The sequence below is a fragment of the Ochrobactrum soli genome (assembly GCF_003664555.1).
Classification (GTDB): Bacteria; Pseudomonadota; Alphaproteobacteria; order Rhizobiales; family Rhizobiaceae; genus Brucella; species Brucella teleogrylli.
In genome coordinates, this window is the sequence record NZ_RCHH01000029.1 from 1 (window position 1) to 20,766 (window position 20,766).

The following is a 20,766-nucleotide window of genomic DNA, read 5'->3' on the forward strand; positions in this document are numbered from 1 at the left end:
AAAAGCACTTGGCGATATCATCAGTCTCTTCTCCATCAATGAATGCCAGAACTTCTTTAAGGCTGCTGGGTATGAGGCCGAATAAATGCGACACGCTTTAGAATGGTGCGTAACAGAGTCTGAAGCGGCACCGAAGAAACCGTCATGTCGGCCTCTTCCCATGCCGGCATTGTCAGTTCATGCGCCCGCGCAAGCGCGGCTAGGCGCGCCTGGACGGTCTCGCGGAGTTCGTCAACCTGCGTGGTCGATCTTGCGCTTAGCGAAACGATTCCGTTCGCCAGTGCGAAAAGGTTTTTTACACGATGCTGCATCTCGCCCATCAGGAGCAGCTGCTGCTTTTGCGCCTGCCGACGATCTGTAATGTCGCGCGCGACCTTCGACGCCCCAACAATCACGCCATTCGCATTGCGAATGGGTGAAATCGTCAACGAAATATCGATCAGCGTTCCGTCTTTTCGCTTCCGGATTGTTTCAAAATGGTCGACCCGGTTGCCATTGCGTATCGCGGCCAGAATAGCCGGCTCTTCACCCAACCGGTCGTCTGGAATGAGAATTGTCACCGGTTTGCCAATGACTTCTTCCGCCTGATAGCCGAAAAGGCGCTGTGCGCCCCTGTTCCAGCTCTTGATGATTCCTTCCAAGTTCTTGCTGATGATGGCGTCATCAGAACCGTCGACAATCGCAGCCAGCCAATCGCGGATGTCGAGTTCCGTATCGCTAAATTGCGGCCGGGCTGCTGCTGTGACGGACAACGTGAATCGACGTATACCGCCGGTCGAACCAACGAGCCGCTCATCGCCAGTTTGATCTTGATGACTTTCCATCTTATCCGCCCATTCCAAAAAGATTAATTCATATTAGTCGATCATGACGCGATATCAATTGTCTGAAATAAACCAACCGGATTCCAGGTGCAGGCGTTGTCCGCCCCTTCTCGTTCGCGCCGCAATTCCGTTCTTGCGAAAGGGTGTTTCGATCCCAAAGCTTGCAAGCGCAGCGACACAAGGAACAAAAATGTACGCGCCAGGTTAGGGAGCCCGAACTTGTATTGGCGCCAGCTGCCGTTCGAACGACACTTGCCAAGCTGACGTCAGCCCTACCTTACCACCTCAAGGCAGGGCATCTTTTACTGGGAGACCGCGATGGCTTGGGGAGAACCCGTTGATATTCAGCTCTACGGCTTCGGGAAGTATCAGGTCGTGACGAATACGCCGATGGCGTCGGAATGCCTTTTAAACTATTGGCCGGAAGGCGCCCAGGGCGAGGAATATCAGGACGCATTGCAGGCTGCCTCGCGGATATGGAGGGGCTGCCAAATACTGCCCGGGCGTCATTTATCAAAGCCGCAGAAGCGGCGGGACTGAAGGTCCGCCATAATCAAAAGCCCACGCTTAACTAAGCGGCGACGCCTTTTCCCAACTGTCTCTGCTTTTCCAACCGCTGAAGGGTTTCGCTCGTACGTTCTGACAGACACTGCAATGAAGTGGGCCTGCCAAAACATCTGTTTGGCGGCCATGTAACCGTATCATTACCAGATAAGCACTGTCTTAAGTATTCCCAGCCTGCATAAGCTTACGATAAGATCGAGAGTCCCGGTGCCGTTTCGAAAGATAGGAAAACGGTCACGTCTATATTGATGGTAACCAGGAATGGGACTGCTCGCCTCGCGTATCTCTCCTTTTCAGCCAGATTTGATTTGGCGCACCGCAGCCCGTACGCGCCCAGAGGGTGATTTTCACGGCGCAGCTTATGCCGATCAGTGTGAGTGTAAGCGGGGCCAATACTTCATTACGGAGGTCAGCAGACAATCCTTTCATCGTCCCCCCGCACCAGCCAAGTTTTTGGCGCCTACTATCTGATGCTCGACACACCAAGGAATAATCCATGAGCCAATCAGTTCATCCTCTTTTGCGCCTGCGAGACGGTCATCATGCGCATGTCACCTATGAAGAGCTTTTCTTCGATCTCGTTTACGTCTTCGCCGTCACTCAACTCAGCCACGCGCTGCTTCATCATCTGACCGCGTGGAGCGCGCTTGAAACGCTGGTGCTATGGTTCGCGGTCTGGCTCGGCTGGCAATATACGTGCTGGGTCACCAACTGGTTTAACCCCGAACAGCCGAAAATGCGCCTTGTACTGTTCGGCTGCATGGCGCTGGCGCTGGTCATGGCCGCCTCAATCCCGGACGCTTTTGGCGAAGGTGGCCTGATATTCGCCGGGTGCTATGTCGCAATGCAGCTTGGACGAACCGGCTTTATCGTCTGGCAATTGGGGCGGGACCACCCGCTTTCCGCTAATTATCGGCGCATGCTGGGTTGGCTCACCATTTCGGCCTGCTTCTGGATCGGCGGAGCCTTTGCGGACGGGGAAGCCCGGCTGGCGCTTTGGATCGTAGCGGCGCTTTGCGAATATGTTTCGCCCATGATCGGCTTTGCCTTGCCAGGAATGGGCCGCTCAGACGTCAGCGATTGGACGATCGAAGGTGGGCACCTCGCCGAGCGTTGCCAGCTCTTTGTCATCGTGGCGCTGGGCGAAAGTCTTCTAGCAACGGGCGCCACACTTGCAGACGCGGAAAACTGGAACGTTGCCGAACTGTCCGCCATGCTTGCCACCTTTCTCGGCACCATCGCCATGTGGTGGCTCTATTTTGGGACGTCGAGCAAGGATGCGACCGCCCGCATTACGCAGGCCCGTGATCCGGGAAAGATCGGTGCCTATTTCCACTACATCCACGCCATATTGATTTTCGGCATCATCGTGAGCGCTGTGGGCAATGATCTCGCCATGGAGCATCCCGCAGGTCATGCCAGCGTGGCGCAAATTGTCGTTATCGCAGTCGGTCCTGCTATCTACCTGATTGGCAGCGCGATCTACAAATATGTCGTTTACGGTCGCCTCCCCCTGTCCCATATCGGAGGGGTCGTTTTGTTGGCTCTCATTGCGCCTTTCGCACAAAGCGCCGATCTTCTCACGCTGGGATGGCTCACAACCGCCGTGCTTTTTGGTATCGGCTTATGGGAAAGCCGGACCAGGAGCGAAGTTTCCTTAAATGAAGGCGGCGTCCACCAATAAGGTGACGCCAGGTCTTTCTTTCACAGCGGCGCATCAGTGGATGCGCCGCAGCAATCTTTCGCGATAGGTATCGACAATCACAGCAAGTATGATCACCGCGCCAATGATGATTGGCTTGTAATTATCGCCGATGCCGAGCAATTGCAGGCCGGTCGCCAGAACTTGCAGAATACAGGCGCCCGCCAGTGTGCCGACGATCGAGCCTTTTCCCCCAAAGAGACTGGTCCCGCCGATAATGACTGCCGCAATCGCGTTCAGTTCATAGCCGATACCGGCGATCGGGCTGCCAATATTCAAGCGCAGCAAATAGACGATCGCGGCGATACCTGCGGTGACGCCCGAAATAACAAATGCAGCAATTTTATACGTGTCGGGATTATGCCCCGACAGACGGACCGCCTCATCGTTGGCCCCAACGGCGTAGATCATGCGACCGAAAACAGTAAACCGCAGGATGAACCAGCCTGCAAAAATGACCGCCACTGCCACCAGAAAGATTGAGGGCAGAAAGCCGCCGATGATCAGATTACCGAAATCGACGAAGCCTTGCGGCAATCCCGTAATGGTCGAGTTGTTGGACACTACACGCGCTGCACCAGCGGCTATATTCAACATGCCGAGCGTAACAATGAAGGAAGGAATCTTCCAAAAGGTCGACACCTTACCGTTGATGTAGCCACAAAACCCACCAACTGCGATGCAAGCCAGCACGGCAAGCGGTATCGATAATCCGGGTTCCAGACCTGATGTCATGATGAGCGCACCTATGACCGTGCAAAGCGCGAGCACCGAGCCAACGGAGAGATCAATGCCGCCGGTCAGGATGACGAAAGTCATCCCCGCCGCGAGAACCGTATTAATGGCGATCTGGACGAAAATCTTCAACGCGTTGCCGGGCGTGGCGAAATAAGGCGCGGTGAAAGAAAACACCAGCGTGATCAGTAAAAGAGCTAGAAAAACGCCAGCGTCACGCAGCAAGAAGCGTTTCAACTTCTGTCGGTCCGCTGCTGCGGATCTCTCGGGCACAGAGGGCTTAGCTGTCATTGAACATGCTCCTGATAGGCAAGCGAAAGAATACGCTCCTGATCAAATTGCGACCGACGCAGTTCTCCTACCAGCTTGCCATTGGAGAACACGATAATGCGGTGACACATGCCAATGAGTTCAGGCAAATCCGAAGAGACCATAATGATTGCTTTTTGATTTGCGGCCAGCATCCAGAGTAATTGATAGATTTCGCGTCTGGCACCGACATCGACGCCCCGCGTCGGTTCATCCAGGATCAATGTTGAGGAACCGCGAAACAGCCATTTTGCAAGCACCACCTTTTGCTGGTTACCACCAGACAAATTGCGCACCGATGTGCCTATGGAGGCCGTTTTGATCCGCAATTGCTCAACCAGTTCCATAACGGATTTCTTTTCTTCGCCTTTGTCCAGCAATCCGCCATGGGAGATTTTCTTCAAATCGGTGATCGTCGCATTTATGTCTACAGGCATATCCAGCATCAGCCCCTGCCCCTTACGATCTTCGGTCAGGAAACCCAGTCCATTTCTGACAGCATCTTTGGGATTGCGAATATTTACCGGCTTGCCGTCCACACGGATTTGTCCCCCGCCTTTGGGATCAGCACCGAAGATCGCGCGCATGATCTCCGTGCGGCCCGATCCTACCAGACCTGCCACACCCAGAATTTCGCCCTCGCGCACCGAAAAGGAGACCGCAGGGTCTGTTGTCGATCGTGTAACGCTTTCGACCTCGAGGGCAACCGAACCTGGCACGATGGTGGAGTCGAAGCTATATTCGTCTGCAATATCCCGCCCAATCATCATGCGGACCAGATGGGGCACGCTCAGCCCCTCAAAGGCGCGCGTTTCAACCAGACGACCGTTGCGCAAAACGGTGACCCGGTCACCAATTTCAAAGACTTCATGCAGGCGGTGCGAGATATAAATGATAGTTACACCCCTGACCTTCATTCTCCCGATAATGGCAAAGAGCCGTTCAATTTCAGGCGGTGTCAGTGTCGCCGTCGGCTCATCCAGGACCAGAAGCTTGCTATCATAGCCAAGCGCCTTTGCAATTTCGACCAATTGCATTTGCGCGACGCCCAATTCGGAGACAAGTGTGCGAGGATCTAACGCCAGCCCAACCTCGTCCAGCAATTCAGCGGCACGCCTGTTGAGCGAAGCCCGATCCAAGATGCCGCAACGTCGCGGGAGCCTTTCCAACATCAGGTTTTCCGCTATGGAAAGGTGTGGAAGTAAATTGAGTTCCTGATGAACAATACGAATGCCCTGAACTTGCGCATCATGCGGCGTCTTGGGCCGATAGGGCTGATCATTCAGAACAATCTCGCCAGCGTCCGGCTGATAGATACCGGCAAGCAGTTTGATGAGCGTTGACTTGCCAGCGCCGTTTTCACCCAGAAAAATATGCGTTTCGCCGCGCAACAGTTGTAGATTGATACCCTCCAGAGCAGTTACGCCCGGAAAGACTTTGCCGACGTTTTCAAGCTTCAAGATCGCGTCGGCTGACTGCATACTATTCCTGCCTGTTGGAGTGACGGAAGGCCGCAACGGAGTGCATCCGATGCGGCCTCGCTATCTTGCGAGTTCCTAAAGGTCCTTGGCGGTAATCAGCTTGATATCCGTCTTGACCCAGCCTGAGAATTTTTCTCCCGCCAGTTCCTTAAGGCCATAATCGATGCCCATTGCCGCCATCTGCGCGCCGAACTGGTCGATCGTGGCCAGCATCTTGCCGTCCTTGATCAGTGGCTGTACGGCGGGAATATTGTCGAAACCAACGACTTTGATCTGGCCTGACTTGCCTGCTGCATCAAGCGCCTTCACAACGCCCAGCGCCATTGAGTCATTGGCTGCCATAACGCCCTGAATATCCTGATATTGTGTAAGGAAATTCGTCATGAGTGTGTTGGCTTCTTCTGTCTCCCAATGCGCGGTCTTGGAATCCAACAGTGTCAAGCCGCCTTCGGCCACAGCATCATCGAAACCCTTCTTGCGCTCCTTGGCATTGTCGGCCTCGGGATTACCTTCGAGGATAACCACCTTACCGCCCTTGCCGAGTTCCTTGGCAAGTGCCATGCCGGACAGCTTTGCGCCTTCGCGATTGTCGGGTCCGAAAAATGCCAGATCGACACCGGCCTGCTTCTTCGCCTCTTCATCAAGCGCCACGTCGATATTGATGACCTTGATGCCAGCTTCCAGCGCCTTCTTCACCGGTGTGACCATAGCCTTGGAATCGGCCGGCGCCAGAACGATCACATTGAACTGCTGCGTGATGAAGTTTTCAACCGCATCAACCTGGGCGGCGAAATCTCGTTCGTCTTTCATGCCAACAGCGGCAAAGGTAAACTTGTCCGTATTCTTGGCCGCATAATCTTCAGCACCGGCCTGCATTTGCTTGAAAAACTCGTTTGCAAGCGACTTCATGACAAGCCCGATTTTGGGTTTGTCCGCTGCAAAAGACGGTAAGGACGGCAAAAGCAGAGCGCCTGCTCCAGCCGCGCTGGTCGTTAGAAACTGGCGTCGCGAAATTGAACCTAGACCCAGCCCATTAATAATTGAACCTTTAGTCATGAATTCCTCCCCTCGCTTCAGCATTAAGCTTGAGCGTGAATTCAAGGTAGAGCCGGAAATGGAAAACTGTCAAGACTACAGAAAGTGGGAGATTATAAGTAACCCGCTAGGGCGAATACATTCGATAAAATTGAATGGCAGATAGTATTTTCCCAGTTTCTTGGGTCTAAGTGCCCGACTCAAAATTCGAGCCTTGCGATACGCCGTGTCATTCGCCTGATTGACGAGATGAACATCCATGCCTCTGCGGATGCAATTGAAGCCTCCCAATCTTTTGCCAGACGGCGGCAGCGGTTGAGCCAGGCGAAGGTTCGCTCGACGATCCACCGTTTGGGCAAAACTACAAAACCTTTGGCCTGATCGGATCGCTTGACGATTTCAATTGCCAGCGCTTTGAGATGTGCCACAGCAGTTGTCAGCTTTTCGCCAGCATATCCGCCATCGGCAAAGAGTTTCGCCACGGTGGGATAGTTGTCACAGGTGCGATTGATCAGATCAGGTGCACCGTCCCGGTCCTGAACGTCGGCACCATGCACGATGCCTTCCAGCATATTGCCCGTCATATCGGTCACGATATGGCGCTTGCGCCCTTTGATCTTTTTGCCAGCATCATAGCCTCGTGGACCGAAAGATTCCGTCGTTTTGACCGACTGGCTATCGATAATAGCGGCTGTCGGCTCCGCCTTGCGGCCTTCCGCCAGCCGTGTCACCGCAACCAGCATTTCATTGATAAGATCAAGCAAGCCGTTGTCGCGCATCCGGTAGAAATGGTACTGCACCGTCGTAAACGGCGGGAATTCCTTCGGTAATTGCGCCCATTGGCTGCCGGTTGTCGCGATGTATTGGATTGCGTTCCACAATGTGCGGGGATCATGCTCGCGCGGACGGCCGACTTTGCCCATCGGCTGCAAAAGCGGCGCAACAACTGCCCACTCATCGTCGGTACAATCGCTTGCATAGCGCAAGCCACGTCTGACATAGTCTCGCCGGGCGGTTTCAGTCCAGGCCATGTGATCCTCCGTAGTCTTGGTAAACCACAGAGAATCATAAACTCCTGAAATCGCTCAACTTAATTTTCGGTTCGGCTCTAAACCGACACACCATCTGTCTTTAACAAGCAACTTCTACCCACCGCAAAACTCGCCCGAAGGCTTCGCAAAGTTGATTGCACTTCCCCGGTGCAACAATTCCTCGACTTGCTCCACTGAAGGTTTGTGAGAACCGCTCGGCCGTTTTTTATCGACTTGTCTAAGTTGCTCTAACCAAGTGCTCGCTTGATCTTTTCAGGTGTGATCGGAAGTTCATAGAGCCGCTTGCCCGTGGCATGCGCTATGGCGTTTCCAATGGCCGGAATGATCGGGATCGTCACGACCTCGGCAATGCCCTTTGGCGGCGAAGTATCAGAAAGCGGCGTCAGATAGTCCGCGCTCTGTTTCCATACGGCGACGTCTTTCGATCTCGGCAATGTATAGCGATTGAAATTCCATGTTCCGTCGCCCGGACCATCATCGTAAAGTGGCAGTTCCTCCATAGGCGCGTGGCCGATGCCCATGGCGAGGCCACCCTGCTGCTGGCCCGATACCAGTTCGGGCACGATGATCTTGCCGGGATCGAGAATGCTGTGATGCTGCATGATCTCAACCGCACCCGTAAAGGTGTTGACGTTGAGTTCCACAATGCAGGACGCTGGCGCATAGGTCGTCACGCCCGCATTGACGCGCTGCACCGGCGGGAAATTGACCTTGCTGCGTTTGATATATTCATAACCACCCGTGGTCATCCGCCGTTTCGCCTCGGCGAGAGCGCCATCACCATAGCGCACCGCCAAAGCGTCGATGGCAAGCTCGCGCATGCCTGCGCCGGGAACGGTGAACTGAGCGGTCGCCCATTCCCAGCGACTGAAACAATGAAGCGCCACCCCTGTGATCAAGCCCAGTTCGTGCGCCTTGCGGGCGATGCGCCCAAAGGAAAGCGTTTCCATACTGCCGCCGCCCACACCGCCCGGGACTATACGGATATCGGCGAAAGTGACGTCACCAGCCGATATTTGTCCGTCGGCTGGCCCTTCGCTCCCGATGGTCCGCGCCGCAGGCCAAATGGTGTGTTCCAGCAGGAACTGCGCGGCCTGCCGGGTGCCGAAGCTTAGAAAATACGCGCTGTTGGAGGCACTCATCGCTGGCAAAGTGGCAGGGACCCAGTAAGGGTTCTTCTCGGCCTCGTCCTGCTGCGCCTGCGTCATGGTATAGGGCGAACCGGTGCTGGTTATCGGAAGCTGCGGAAAATCCGTCACGCCGAATTCCACGTCATCGGGCACTTTGCCGATGATGTCGCGCGCCAGAACCTGTTGCGCCGTTGTCGCTCCGGTGCCAATTTCCAGCACGCAATGCCGCATGGTCAGCCGCCCCTGCGCGTCGAATTCCAGCGCAAGCGCGGAGGTGTCAGCCCCCGTGCCGTAATCCTTCTGCACCTGCGCAAAGCCGATGCCGTAAAGGCGGCCCGGATGCGCCGCGTCATAATCCTTCTTGGCCTGTTTGCGATTGGTCCAAAGCGGATTGCTGGCCGCCTTGTCGAGCATTTCGATATTGCGCGGATCGCCAAGCGGCTGAGCGCCTTGCGTGTTCAGGTAGCCCGCCTTGGTGGCGTTGCGGCGACGAAGCTCAATGGCGTCGATGGCAAGTTCATTTGCCAGTTCATCAACCATAAGTTCAGTCACCGACATGACCTGAAGCGCGCCATAGCCGCGCATGGAACCTGCCTCCACGGCCTGGCTCGCCAGCGCGACCGAACTGAAGTCCGATTTCGGCAGATAATAGATCGATTGCGCCGCCGTTGCGGCGACTTGCGCGACGGAGAAGGAATAGTTGGCCCGTCCGCCTCCATTGGCGACATAGTGCCCTTTCATGATTTCGAACTGGCCCGTCTTGCGGTCGGCGACAAGCGAGACATCCATATGGAACGAATGGCGCTTGAGGCCCATCTGGAACTGCTCATAGCGATCATTGGCAAGACGCACGGCTTTGCCACCGCCGTAAAACGCCGCCATCACGCAGTAAAGCGGGAAAATCGAATGGTCTTTCGAGCCATAGCCGACCGTTGTGCCGAATTGGAGCTTGATCTCATCGACCGGAAAGGTCTTGTTGCCCTTGACGATCATGGCTGCGAAGCGCGCCGCATCGTAAGGCGATTGCACGGCGGCGATGATATGCAGCGTCCGCGTTTGCGCATCGTACCATGCATTGCCATTGTCCGCTTCCAGCGCCGAAGGATCGATCGACTGGGAAAACGCCTTGCGGTCAAGCACGATCTTGTCTGGGTTCTTCCGCGCCGCGTCAATCTCTGCGCCAAGTTGATGCGCCGCATTCATGCCCCGGCGCATGGGCTCGTAAGTCTCGCGCGCCACCTGTTCAGGATCGCGCGCGCCTCCGCCCCGGTGCCTGGTCTGCACGGAGCGCGGAACGAACAGGCCCGTTTTGCTTTCATCCGGCCAGACCACGTCGTTGCCATCAAAATTGCCGTAGATCGTCGCATCCTGAAAGGATGAATAGACCTAAGGCGATGTCGGGGTTCCTCCGCCAATGCGCACATAACGCGCTGCGCCGTAATTTTTCGGCGACTTGAAGCCGGTCTCAGCGCCATAGCGGACGACATCCGCTTCAAAGCGCAGCATACGCTTCGCCAGTTCAAACCGCTCGAAATCGTCGTAAACAAGCAGCGCCACCGAATGGCCAAGCAAAAGCGGTGTTTCGCCCTTCGGAACGAGGAAATTCTTGCCGAAAAACTCTTCAGCAAGATCAGACACTTGCGGAATGCGGATGCCGTCCCGCTCCAGATCCTCATGCATCACCAGACGGTCATGCTGGAGTTCTTTTCCCAGCAACGACAGGTCTAGCCCTCAAAGGTGCGGTCTGCTTTTGTCGCCTTTATGAAGAAAGCGTGCCCCTGATCCCTCGTCCAGCCGGGAATATCCCGGGCGCGATAATCGCGGGCAAAGGTTTTCCCGCCGGTCACTTTTCGTATGGCGTCCCAGCGATGGCGCGCCTTGCCGTCAGCGTCCAGCCAGTCCGCAGTCGACGGCCCCGATTGCACCTCCAGCGCTTGAGCAGCCGGAAGACGCGCGAAGAGAACGGATATGCCCGCGAACGTACCCAATTTGATGAAATCACGGCGTGACAGTCCGGCAGCCATGTATCTATCTCCTTAATTGACCGTGCAGGGATGTCGTCCAAGATGCGGTCAAATCAGTTCTACGAATTATCGGACAGAGCGCTGGAACGCTTTGACCAGCCCGGCAGTAACAGGATGGCCCCCGCGCCCGCCCCACTGCGCCCGCATCCAGCTAACCAGCGCGGCAATCTCGCTCTCGTCCATCGCGTCGGCGAAGGCCGGCATGGCGTACATGCGCTGCTGGTTGGTGAATGCCTGAGTGGCAATACCGTTCAAAACGGCGCTGATCAGCGCGTTCGGTTTATCCAGCGCAACTATGCCGTTGCCTTTCATGGCGGGCGCGACATTAGGTATGCCTTCGCCGTTCAGGCTCAGCACGCTTTACCGGCTGTCGTTTCAGCTGTTCGATAAAAACGGTCGCGCCTGCAACGAACCCCGGCGTGCAATAGCCGCATTGAAAGGAAAAATGATCGATGAAAGCCTGCTGCACCGGTGTCAGGCTGAGAATACTACCGTCACTGTCGCGCTGCGCGTGGCCCTCAATGGTGAGGATCGATTTGCCGGCAAAAAAATGTGCATCATAGATGCATGTGCGGCTTTCGGTCTTGGCGCCATCGGGCTTGACCTCGATAACTGTACAGGCATGGCAGATGCCCTGACCGCAGCCAAAATGCGTGCCCGTCAGGTCGAGATATTCGTGCAGAAAGTCGATCATCGGCATCCCGAGCGGAACGTCAACGGGTCCGACTGTGACACCATTAATCGTCAGTGTCAGCGGTCGCTTTTCCATATTCTATCCCGAAACCTGTTATTGATCAGCCGCTCGAACAGACCGCCACAATATAATTTTTACCGAAATCTTACGCGTAGCTAATTTAACTAAATGTAATATTATTCAATTAAATAATAATCATTCTTCCATTAACGGAATATGAAACTAAATCCGACCGAATATCAATTCAATAGATAAATAATAATTGGTTGTTCCAATTCAGAACGAGCTACCGCTGAATTAACCTTTACGGATATGCGTCCTGTTTCCGACAACGCCGGACGGCGGTATCAGGAAACGCAAGGCGGCCAATTCCAAGTAATCATCTAAAAAATTGCTATAAAAGCACTTTCAAGAATCTGGACAGACAGAAAAACTGAATTATTATATTAGTTATGCATCAGCAATAAAATATAAGTTTGCAAGCCTGGGGGTCCGCGTTGTATTTTCTCACTGACCCTGTGGTGGCGCTATTTGCTTCCCTTGCAATAGGCTACCTCATCGGCCGCTTGCGCATTGGCCCGGTTCGATTGGGCGGGGTTTGCGGGACATTGCTGGCGGCGCTAGCAATCGGGCAACTTGGCGTCCGCATTTCGCCGGACCTGAAGGACAGCGCCTTCACTCTTTTCATCTACGCTCTCGGATTTACGGCGGGACCTCAGTTTTTCGCCAATATTCAAGGTGGGTGGCGGTATGGAATTTTTTCCATCATCGAAGTTGTATGCGTCACTTTGCTGGTTTCGATTGCGATCATTCTGTTCAAGCTCGATATCGGAACGGCAACCGGCCTTTTCGCAGGGTCCGCGACGGAATCCGCGGTCATCGGCACAGCGTCACAAACGATTTCCCGTCTGCCCATCTCGCCAGAAGAGATTGAACAATTGCAGGCCAATGTCGCCACCGCTTACAGCCTCACCTATCTGTTCGGGCTTTTGGCGATCGTGGTGTTCACGACCCAGCTTGCGCCGATACTTTTGAAGGTCGATCTCAAAACCGAAGCGCAGGCGCTCGCCAGAAAACTGGATTCGGAGGATGAGGACGACGATCAGGTCGAGGGGTTACCTATGTTCGTCGCCCGTGCTTTCAGGGCTGGCTCCCTCGGCGGACTGACGGTTGGCGATTTGGAGAAAGGCTGGAACTGGACTGTCACGATTGAACGTGTGCGCCGACATAAGAAAATTGTTCAAACAGACCCTGCGTTCCTTTTGAAGCCGGATGACATTGTCATTGTACACGGACGCCGTAACGCGGTTATCGCCATTCAGGATTCATTTGGAGACGAAGTTCCCGTGCCGGACGGCACCAGTCTGGCGCTGGTGACCCGTGAAGTGGTTCTCATCCGGGCTGACGCATTTGGGCGTCAAATTCGCCAGTTGCGCCATTCGGCTTCGCCAGAATTGCGGCGTGGCGTGTTCATATCAAATATCCGCCGGTTAGGGCAGAATATCCCGGCATTGCCCGGTACGGTTCTCCATGAAGGAGATGTTCTGACGCTTTATGGACAGGAAGAGGTGGTTACGCGCGCGGTGCATGCATTGGGTAAGCCGTTGCCCAAAGTCGCCAGCACAGATTTTGTCTTTCTCGGACTGGGGATCGTCGCCGGTCTTCTGCTGGGCAACTTCTCTCTCAATATTCGCGGCTGGGAGCTGACGTTAGGGTCAGGCGGCGGCGCCTTGATCGCTGGCCTTGTCTTCGGTTGGCTCAACATGCGAAATCCGGCGCGCGGCGGGTTTCCGGTTCCTGCCGCTGAATTTGCGAAAGATTTCGGACTGGCGACATTCATCGCCGCCATCGGGTTAAGCGCCGGACCCGAGGCGATCGATCTTGTCCTTCAATACGGACTGATCCTGCCGATCCTTGGCCTGATCGTTTCCTTCGTTCCGGCTCTCGTGTCACTTTTTGTCGGCGCGAAACTGATGAAGATCGAGACACCAATTCTTCTTGGCGCAATCGCTGGTCAGCATTGCAGTACGCCAACGATCAGCGCACTTGTGTCCCAGGCCGGGAATTCGACGCCGGTCATCGGATACACGGTCACCTATGCGATTTCCAATGTTCTCCTGCCCCTCATGGGACCAATGATCGTGGGGATTGCTGCGGCGCTCGGAAGCTAGCTGACCCCAGCAAATCTCCGGCGATGTGCCCGTTACGTGGTCGGCAATCCGAGGCGAACGGCATAGGCCGTCAGCTCGGCAGAACTATGGAGATTAAGCTTCCGCATCAGGTTTTCGCGATGCTTGCGTGCGGTCAGCGGACTGATCCCCAGTCGCGTTGCCACATCCCGCGCAGTCAGACCCTGCGCGACCAGCGCCAGAATTTGACGTTCGCGGCGCGTCAGCGGGATCGGCGACAGAATATCCGGCGCGGGCTCAGAGCTGCTGCCCGTCGCCCCCGTGACCGCAAAACGGATGGACTGGGCCAGATAGGTCTTGCCATTTCTGACAGCGTCGATGGCGGCGCCGATTTCTTCCGGATCGCCGTCCTTTGTAAGATAGGCGCTGGCCCCGGCTTCCATCGCGGCGCGAATTGTTCTGGGCTCAACATTCGCGGTCAAGATCAATATTTTCAGTCTAGGCGCAACAGCTTTTATTTCCGAGATGAATTGAATTCCGGCGACCCCTGGCATGCCGAGGTCTAGAATGAGCAGATCGGCCCCTGCACTGCGCACATGCTCCATAACGGACGTTCCATCATTGGCTTCCGCGATGACGGAGATGCCGTCCATCACGGAAACCAGAAGCTTCAGCCCCTGACGCACGATAGCGTGGTCGTCGGCAAGAATGGCGGTAAGAGGACGGGTCATCCGGCTGTCATTCACCTTGCATTGGCGCCCATTGGCGCAAATCGTTCAAATCACAACTTATTGGCGGCAAGTTACTGATCGATCAATAATTTAAGTATATCACTGCGCAACAGACGACAATGCAACATATTGGGAGGACGGATGCAGGAAGACAGGATACGTCAGGCTCTCACGGAGCTTTTGTACCGAAATTCCTATGGCGTCATTATCTCGAACGTCGTTATTTCTCTCGGTGCGATCTATGTTCTGAAAAATGCTGTGCCGACGAGTTGGATCGCCGGATGGCTTGGCGCGCTTTATTTGCTGACCGCAATCCGTGTTTTCGCATCACGCCAATTCTTTAGCCGCCAAAGAGACGCGCAGTCCATTCAGCGCTGGGCGTGGCTTGCCGCGAGCTTTTCCTGGATATCTGGCCTGTTGTGGGGCGGGCTGGGATGGGCGGGATTTCTGCCGGAAGCGCCAATCGTTCTGTCCTTCACCGTCATCGTCCTGACCGGACTTGTCTGTGGCACGGTGCCTTCGCTCTCGGCCTTTCCACCAGCGCTGGTCGGGTCAATCATCGCGACGGTCATACCGATAGCGGTGCGTTGCATCACCAGCGAAAGCGAAATTTCTGGCGCCTTCCTGTTTCTGCTCGCTTCGCTTGTCGCCATCAATTTCTATTATTGCCGGATCACCTATCGCATGCTGCACGAGACCATTCGCCTGCGACTGGAAAACGAAAATCTGGTCGAGCATTTGCAGGAGGAGACGGACCGGGCGCAGCGCGCCGACAGGGCCAAGACACGTTTTCTGGCGGCGGCAAGCCACGATCTTCGCCAACCGATCCACGCATTGAGCCTGCTGATATCTACGCTCGGAGTCTTGGGGCAGCGCGGCAATGTTGCATCCAGCGATGCACGCGATCTCGCCGGAAAGGCAAAATCCGTCGTCCACGATCTGAGCGGACTTTTAAACGAGCTGCTCGATATTTCGCGGCTCGACGCGGGCATTGTAACGGTGGTGAACGAACCGGTTTCTCTGTCGGTACTATTTCACGACCTGCATGACGAATTTGCGCTGGAAGCTGAGCAACGCGGACTTCAGTGGCATGTTGTCGAGAGCGATCTTTATGTCGACAGCGATCCGATGATGCTCAAACGCATCCTGAACAACTTTCTATCGAATGCTTTTCGATACACCAAGCAAGGTCGCATCCTCCTTGGCTGTCGCAGACGCGGCGATGCGATCGAAATTCAGGTCTTCGATACCGGCCCCGGTATTCCAACCGATCAACAGGCGAAGATTTTCGAGGAGTTTGTCCAACTGCAAAATCCGGCGCGCGACCGGTCGCAAGGTCTGGGACTAGGGCTCGCCATAGTCCGGCGCACAGCCATGCTGCTGGGACATCCGTTGAAACTCGTGTCCATTCCGGGCCGAGGCTCAATGTTCTCGCTCACGGTTCCCCAAACCCGCGACGAAGACCAAGCAAACCCGCCAGGGCATCTGCCGCTCGAAGTGGAAACCGCGCTCGGCGTCATCGTCATTGATGACGAGAAAGATGTTATCGACGCCATGGAGCAACTGCTTCACCTTGATGGACACCGGATTTATCCGGGGCGCTCAGTCACCGAGGCCCAGGCATCCTATGCGGCAGCCCTGGAGAGTGGGGACGCGCCGGTCGATTTGATCATTGCCGACTATCGGCTGGGCGGTGGCGTTACCGGGCTCGACGCCATTCAAACACTGCGCTCGGTGGTCGGCCGACCTTTGCCGGCGATTATCGTCACCGGAGATACCTCTCCCGCGCGATTGAGGGAGGTCAATGCCAGCGGGGCACTCATGCTGCATAAGCCCATCGATGTCGATGAGCTGCGCAAAGCAATTGCCGCCGCGATTTCCGCCCCGGTCAAAACCTCACCCTAAGCACGGCGTTTACACCCTGTTGATAGGCGTGAGAACCAATCTGGCCGGTATAATTGACCCCAAGCTTGGCGCTGCGGGAAAGATTGAAGTTCAGGCCAGCCTCGATGAGCGCGGCGTCCTTCGCGATGGGCGCTCCGTAAACCGTGAAGGCGGATGACCCGATGAAACTGTTCGTCGAACCTGTGTCGATATCGCCATAGGCGTGACGCCAGCCAATAGACCCGTGCGCATTGGCCGATACATTGCCCAGCATGAAATGTCGTGACGCCCGCAAGCCGATGGTCGTGAAAGCTGTGTCCATCGTATCGCTATCGACAGAGAGCCGCGCCGCCGTTCTTCCCGCTTCATTGAAGCCATCCGTGCGGTGATGCACATAAGCAAGATTGGCAAACGCTTCCAAAGGCGTGTCTTCCCTGCCCCATTGATAGGCAAGTTCGCCAAAAGCCTGAAACGTGCTGGCGTGATAATCGCTGTTCAGACTATCGGAAAAGCCCGGAAAAATGTCAAATCGGTCGAGCTCGATTTCGTGCCACGTATAGGCAAGCCCGGTGCGGAAGGCGATTGCATTGCCATTGTTCAGTTTCCAGGACGAACCGGCATAGGCGCCCAATGTATAATTATCGCTTTGCCCCGAGGATGCGCGCCCATCCACATCGAATGTTGTCCGGCTATAGCCCGCCAGCAATCCAAGACGCCAATTATCGAATACTGTACCGTCTACTCCCGCAACGAAGCCGCCGGTATTGTAGTCAAGCCCCGCAGTGTTTCCGTTGCCGTCGATTGAAGCCCAGTTACCATAGCCCTGAATCCAGGCGTTATAATTTTGCTCGCGAGCCGTGGATGTTATCGCCGCAAACGCGTCCGGCCTGGCGGCAGTCGAGCCACTCTCGGGACCATAGGAAAGTAGAGTTGCGGAGGGCGACAGCACGAAGCTCTCGGTTGATCGCAAACGACTGTTCATGGCGTCGCGAATAACGGCGCTTCCTTCGATGAGTGCTGCTTTCGTTGAAGCATAGGCTTCGCCGGACAGAAGGTTAAAAGCAGATCGCGCCTCGTCTGCGCTGAGCATCAACAATCTGTTGTAAAGTTCGAGAGATGGCCCCGACTGCTGCAGCGTATCCAGCGCCTTTGCCGTCGCGATCTGGTTCCTCGTTTCCGAAACAGTTGCGAAGAGCGCCGGTGGCGGTGTGCCCGAGGTCGGGTCGACACCTCCCCCATCCGTCTGACCGACATTTTTGACAGCAATTGTCAGATTAACGTTGTTGAGATCATAGGTCTCGTTTGCATTGATAAAGGCCGACTTCGATACTGTATCCTCAAAAGCGCCGTTTATTCCGCCATCCGAGGTGAGGATCGTATAGGTCTGTCCGCTTTGATACCTGGTGGCAGGATCAAGGGCGGTCACGCTGACATTTCCGCCCAAAATCGTGGTTGCGCCGGTCACATGCGTCAGATCGCTCATGCCAGCGCCTGCAATATCAACGGCGAAAGTCGATCCACTTTGAAGCGTCAGGTCTCCGTTGATTGTCAACGTACCAATCGAATTGCCAGACGACAAAGTTGCGCCAGTCAAAATGTCGACCAGCGACCCACTGCCCGAACCGATGGAGCCATGCCCACCAACCAAGGCACCGTCTCCTATAATGAAGGAGCCACCCAAAACCGCATTGCTGTGACTATCATCCGATCCGACAATCAAGCCGCCTGCGGACACTTTGGTCATGCCCGCAAATCCGGGGCTTTCGCCGTTATAGGCGAGCGTTCCAGGTCCAGCCTTGATGAAAGTCCCCTCACCCGTCAACAGACCGGTAAACTGCGCGCTGGTCACCTGATCGAATGTAAATGCGGCCGCGGCAGCAATAGAGACATCGCCGGAGAAACGTTCCGCGCTGGAAGTCAGGTCGCCCTCCTGTACGATCCAGTTGAGATCTGACGCGCCACTCAAGATAAGGCTGCCAGATCCTTCCTTGATCATCGTTCCGGCAACCCCGCTTGCGCCCGCTATATTTCCGGCAAAATTGCCATCAGCTGCCTGCGCGAAAACGACGACACCCGCATTTGCGATATTGCCCGCAATCGTTTCCGAATTGCCGACGAGACGACCCGCCTCAATGACCGTGTTGCGATAGCTATTACCGCTATTTGTGAGTTGAAGCGTCCCTGCCCCCACCTTCACGAGATCATCCTGTCCCGATATGACACCGTTCACGGTGAGGTCGGTATTATCCAGCACATCGAAAATTCCGGCCTGCGTAAGCGTGATCGACCGGCTCGTCTGGACACTCGCCGTCGTCGCCAATGCGCCGCCGTTGAAAATCAGGCCACCGGTCGGATCGCCGAGATTATCATCGCGCAACACCTGCAACACGCCCCCCGCTATCGTCGTGCCGCCTGAAAAACTGTTGATACCACCAAGCGTCAGCACGCCGCTGTTGAGTTGCAGAGCCAGCCGACCGCTGCCGCCATCTTGAATCACGCCGGAAAATTGTGACGGGCCGACAGACGAACCGTCAATGGTCAAGACACTGCTTGTCGCCGCGCCATTTTCAACGAGACCAGCGCCTGCGCCAATACTGTTGATAGCGCCGACGGTTGTACTAAACCCATTGAGTTTGATGGTTCCCCCAACGCCACCCGGCAGATTGTCGAAATTGACGCCAACACCTGACGTCACAGCATTGGTGGCCAGAACATTAAGCGTGCTATTGCCATAGAGGGTCTGAGCGCCACCGCTCAGACCGCTGGTGGCGGAAACGTTGAAAACGCTGCTATCGTGAAACTCCCGAGCGCCACCGTTGACAGCATTGGCCGCCGACGCATTCAAGACACTGAGATTGTAGAAATGTTGCGAGCCGCCACCGACCGCTTCGCCCACGCCAGCATCCAACACGCTGTTGTCATTGAAATATTGCTCACCACCGCTCAGCGCGTTGGCAGCTGTCAACGCCATGACGCTATTAATGTAAAAACTCTGCGTTCCACCGTTGACTGCGCTTGATGCGGTCGCATTTAGATGACTGCTGCCATTGAAAAACTGCGAACCGCCAACGATGGCGTTCGCTGTCGCGGCGTTCAACGCGCTGGTGTCATAAAAAACCTGCTGCCCGCCACTGAGGCCGCCTGCCGTTGTTACGTCCAGCCTGCTGCTGGCGTTGAAATACTGAAAGCCGCCACTAATCGCATTTGTCGCCGATGCATTTAGCGTGCTGGTGTCGTAGAAGCTCTGCCCGCCGCCGGCAATGGCGAATGATTGTGACGCATTGAGACTGCTGAGGTCGTTGAAATATTGCGATCCGCCAATAATGGAGTTCATCGCGGTGGCGTTCAGCGCGCTCGAATTATAGAATGCTTGCGTACCACCGCTAATAGCACTGGTTGCTGTCGCGTTGAGCAGGCTTGTATCCCGAAACAGCCAGGTGGAACCGGATATGTTGGGGAAATAGTCGGCTGAGTTCGCGTCAACAACCGTAGCGCCCGTGCATGGCGACGACGTGCAAGCAGTCTGGGCGTCTGCCGGCGCTGTGAGGGCGAGACCGGCTGCGACTAACAAGACCGCCTTGGTTATGTCGAGATTTATGACCGACGCCGGGCTATTCTTCCAAGAGGCCAGTCCTGTCCGAACCACAGGCGCCTGTTCAACTCGCTCTCCAATTAATCCGACCAAATACGCAATCAACGCACATCCCCCACAAACCAGCCGGCGAAAGCAAAGCCAATCACCCGGGCTTGAGCACTCGAGACCAGCATTCCTGAAACGGAAATGCTGGGATCGGAAACTCCGTTCTGTTTGTTAAAGGGGTAGGTTATGCGCGCCGTCAGAGGAACATCACCAATATACAAGGTCGCCTAGGCTAATCGACGATTATGGGCTGAACATTACGCCATTGTTGGTATCGCACTACGACACCTATCGAATGCGGTTTCCCACATTATCGGGGATCATCTTCCACCCGAGCACCCCAACATTCCGCACTGAAACAGTCCGGAAATGATCGCTATAAGGCTTTCGCCGGAGCCGTTCGCACATGAGGGGCCCAGCACGTCTGATGCCTTTTAGCCGGTCGAAAAGAGATTCTTTGGGTCTTTGCGCAAACACAGCTGTAGATTTTTTGGTGTCAATCAGTTATAGAGTTGCGTATCGAATGCTGCGTTACGCCCTGGCTCACGCGGCAAAGTTCGAACTGGAACACTCCTCCAAAAAAATTAAAAACAGACAATCGCTCGAGCTAAATTTAAGATCCACTTAGCTTTTGTTTGCGAAATTTTTCACCATAATTTCAATAGCTTGATTTCATCGCAATCCATCGCCCCCAGTACCTTTATAAACACTCATTCATGCGCGTCTCGTTTTGCGCGCTGGGTTGGAATGCCGTGTACAACCTGTGAGACTGAGGGCAACCTCAACCCGTGTAGTTATTCGATATTCTCGCCCAGTCCAGCAATACTCCTAC

The 20,766-nt window shown here is 55.2% G+C and carries 16 protein-coding genes; 4 read left to right on the plus strand and 12 right to left on the minus strand.

The genetic code is table 11. The features are described from left to right. Positions 1-56: 56 nt before the first annotated feature. Positions 57-842, minus strand: coding sequence for a PAS domain S-box protein (locus D8666_RS23130; RefSeq protein ID WP_328589834.1), 786 nt, complete (start codon positions 840-842; stop codon positions 57-59). A 372-nt stretch (positions 843-1,214) separates the two neighbouring features. On the opposite strand from D8666_RS23130, the gene D8666_RS24545 reads away from it, so the two are divergent. Both D8666_RS24545 and D8666_RS23140 read left to right on the plus strand, forming a co-directional pair. Continuing rightward, positions 1,215-1,364, plus strand: coding sequence for a hypothetical protein (locus tag D8666_RS24545; RefSeq protein ID WP_235859067.1), 150 nt, complete (start codon positions 1,215-1,217; stop codon positions 1,362-1,364). A 520-nt stretch (positions 1,365-1,884) separates the two neighbouring features. Further along, positions 1,885-3,072, plus strand: coding sequence for a low temperature requirement protein A (locus D8666_RS23140; protein WP_121539593.1), 1,188 nt, complete (start codon positions 1,885-1,887; stop codon positions 3,070-3,072). A 33-nt stretch (positions 3,073-3,105) separates the two neighbouring features. Here the strand turns inward: D8666_RS23140 and D8666_RS23145 are convergent, their stop codons facing one another. The 9 genes from D8666_RS23145 to D8666_RS23175 form a co-directional block, all read right to left on the minus strand. Beyond that, positions 3,106-4,116: an ABC transporter permease gene (locus D8666_RS23145; RefSeq protein WP_109365590.1), complete on the minus strand. Its 1,011-nt coding sequence runs from the start codon at positions 4,114-4,116 to the stop codon at positions 3,106-3,108. After that, positions 4,113-5,615, minus strand: a complete 1,503-nt coding sequence (locus D8666_RS23150; protein WP_121539594.1) for a sugar ABC transporter ATP-binding protein — start codon at positions 5,613-5,615, stop codon at positions 4,113-4,115. The genes D8666_RS23145 and D8666_RS23150 overlap by 4 nt, the downstream gene beginning before the upstream one ends. A 75-nt stretch (positions 5,616-5,690) precedes the next feature. Beyond that, the gene (locus D8666_RS23155) at positions 5,691-6,671 is read right to left on the minus strand and encodes a sugar ABC transporter substrate-binding protein (RefSeq protein WP_109365588.1); all 981 of its coding nucleotides are present in this window, start codon (positions 6,669-6,671) and stop codon (positions 5,691-5,693) included. Between the two features lie 179 nt (positions 6,672-6,850). Further along, positions 6,851-7,681: an IS5 family transposase gene (locus D8666_RS23160; RefSeq protein WP_112671165.1), complete on the minus strand. Its 831-nt coding sequence runs from the start codon at positions 7,679-7,681 to the stop codon at positions 6,851-6,853. Positions 7,682-7,929: 248 nt separating this feature from the next. Next, entirely contained in the window at positions 7,930-10,164 is a 2,235-nt protein-coding gene (locus D8666_RS23165; protein WP_235859062.1) for a xanthine dehydrogenase family protein molybdopterin-binding subunit, read from the minus strand. A 54-nt stretch (positions 10,165-10,218) separates the two neighbouring features. Continuing rightward, positions 10,219-10,548, minus strand: coding sequence for a hypothetical protein (locus D8666_RS24550; RefSeq protein ID WP_235859064.1), 330 nt, complete (start codon positions 10,546-10,548; stop codon positions 10,219-10,221). Between the two features lie 8 nt (positions 10,549-10,556). Then, positions 10,557-10,856, minus strand: a complete 300-nt coding sequence (locus D8666_RS24555) for a hypothetical protein (protein WP_235859065.1) — start codon at positions 10,854-10,856, stop codon at positions 10,557-10,559. A gap of 66 nt (positions 10,857-10,922) precedes the next feature. Beyond that, positions 10,923-11,168: a c-type cytochrome gene (locus tag D8666_RS23170; protein ID WP_109365586.1), complete on the minus strand. Its 246-nt coding sequence runs from the start codon at positions 11,166-11,168 to the stop codon at positions 10,923-10,925. A gap of 13 nt (positions 11,169-11,181) precedes the next feature. After that, positions 11,182-11,625, minus strand: coding sequence for a (2Fe-2S)-binding protein (locus tag D8666_RS23175; protein ID WP_109365585.1), 444 nt, complete (start codon positions 11,623-11,625; stop codon positions 11,182-11,184). Positions 11,626-12,047: 422 nt separating this feature from the next. Between D8666_RS23175 and aspT the strand changes: the two genes are divergently transcribed. Then, a complete protein-coding gene (gene aspT / locus D8666_RS23180) occupies positions 12,048-13,721 on the plus strand; it encodes an aspartate-alanine antiporter (RefSeq protein WP_121539595.1) in 1,674 nt (557 codons plus the stop codon). A 32-nt stretch (positions 13,722-13,753) separates the two neighbouring features. Here aspT and D8666_RS23185 read toward each other — a convergent pair whose 3' ends face one another. Next, on the minus strand, positions 13,754-14,410 hold the full coding sequence (locus tag D8666_RS23185; RefSeq protein WP_121539596.1) for a response regulator: 657 nt from the start codon (positions 14,408-14,410) through the stop codon (positions 13,754-13,756). Positions 14,411-14,551: 141 nt separating this feature from the next. On the opposite strand from D8666_RS23185, the gene D8666_RS23190 reads away from it, so the two are divergent. After that, positions 14,552-16,315: an ATP-binding response regulator gene (locus tag D8666_RS23190; RefSeq protein ID WP_109365583.1), complete on the plus strand. Its 1,764-nt coding sequence runs from the start codon at positions 14,552-14,554 to the stop codon at positions 16,313-16,315. On the opposite strand, the gene D8666_RS23195 is transcribed toward D8666_RS23190, so the two are convergent. Continuing rightward, positions 16,299-19,865: an autotransporter domain-containing protein gene (locus D8666_RS23195; RefSeq protein WP_147438028.1), complete on the minus strand. Its 3,567-nt coding sequence runs from the start codon at positions 19,863-19,865 to the stop codon at positions 16,299-16,301. The two genes, D8666_RS23190 and D8666_RS23195, sit on opposite strands and share 17 nt — an antisense overlap. Positions 19,866-20,766: the final 901 nt, after the last annotated feature.

Excerpts from the sequence above, each read along its gene's own strand:
- D8666_RS24545 (WP_235859067.1), top strand. The coding sequence starts at position 1,215 with ATGGCGTCGGAATGCCTTTTAAACTATTGGCCGGAAGGCGCCCAGGGC.
- D8666_RS23140 (WP_121539593.1), top strand. The coding sequence starts at position 1,885 with ATGAGCCAATCAGTTCATCCTCTTTTGCGCCTGCGAGACGGTCATCAT.
- D8666_RS23145 (WP_109365590.1), bottom strand. The coding sequence starts at position 4,116 with ATGACAGCTAAGCCCTCTGTGCCCGAGAGATCCGCAGCAGCGGACCGA.
- D8666_RS23150 (WP_121539594.1), bottom strand. The coding sequence starts at position 5,615 with ATGCAGTCAGCCGACGCGATCTTGAAGCTTGAAAACGTCGGCAAAGTC.
- D8666_RS23155 (WP_109365588.1), bottom strand. The coding sequence starts at position 6,671 with ATGACTAAAGGTTCAATTATTAATGGGCTGGGTCTAGGTTCAATTTCG.
- D8666_RS23160 (WP_112671165.1), bottom strand. The coding sequence starts at position 7,681 with ATGGCCTGGACTGAAACCGCCCGGCGAGACTATGTCAGACGTGGCTTG.
- D8666_RS24555 (WP_235859065.1), bottom strand. The coding sequence starts at position 10,856 with ATGGCTGCCGGACTGTCACGCCGTGATTTCATCAAATTGGGTACGTTC.
- D8666_RS23170 (WP_109365586.1), bottom strand. The coding sequence starts at position 11,168 with ATGAAAGGCAACGGCATAGTTGCGCTGGATAAACCGAACGCGCTGATC.
- D8666_RS23175 (WP_109365585.1), bottom strand. The coding sequence starts at position 11,625 with ATGGAAAAGCGACCGCTGACACTGACGATTAATGGTGTCACAGTCGGA.
- D8666_RS23185 (WP_121539596.1), bottom strand. The coding sequence starts at position 14,410 with ATGACCCGTCCTCTTACCGCCATTCTTGCCGACGACCACGCTATCGTG.
- D8666_RS23190 (WP_109365583.1), top strand. The coding sequence starts at position 14,552 with ATGCAGGAAGACAGGATACGTCAGGCTCTCACGGAGCTTTTGTACCGA.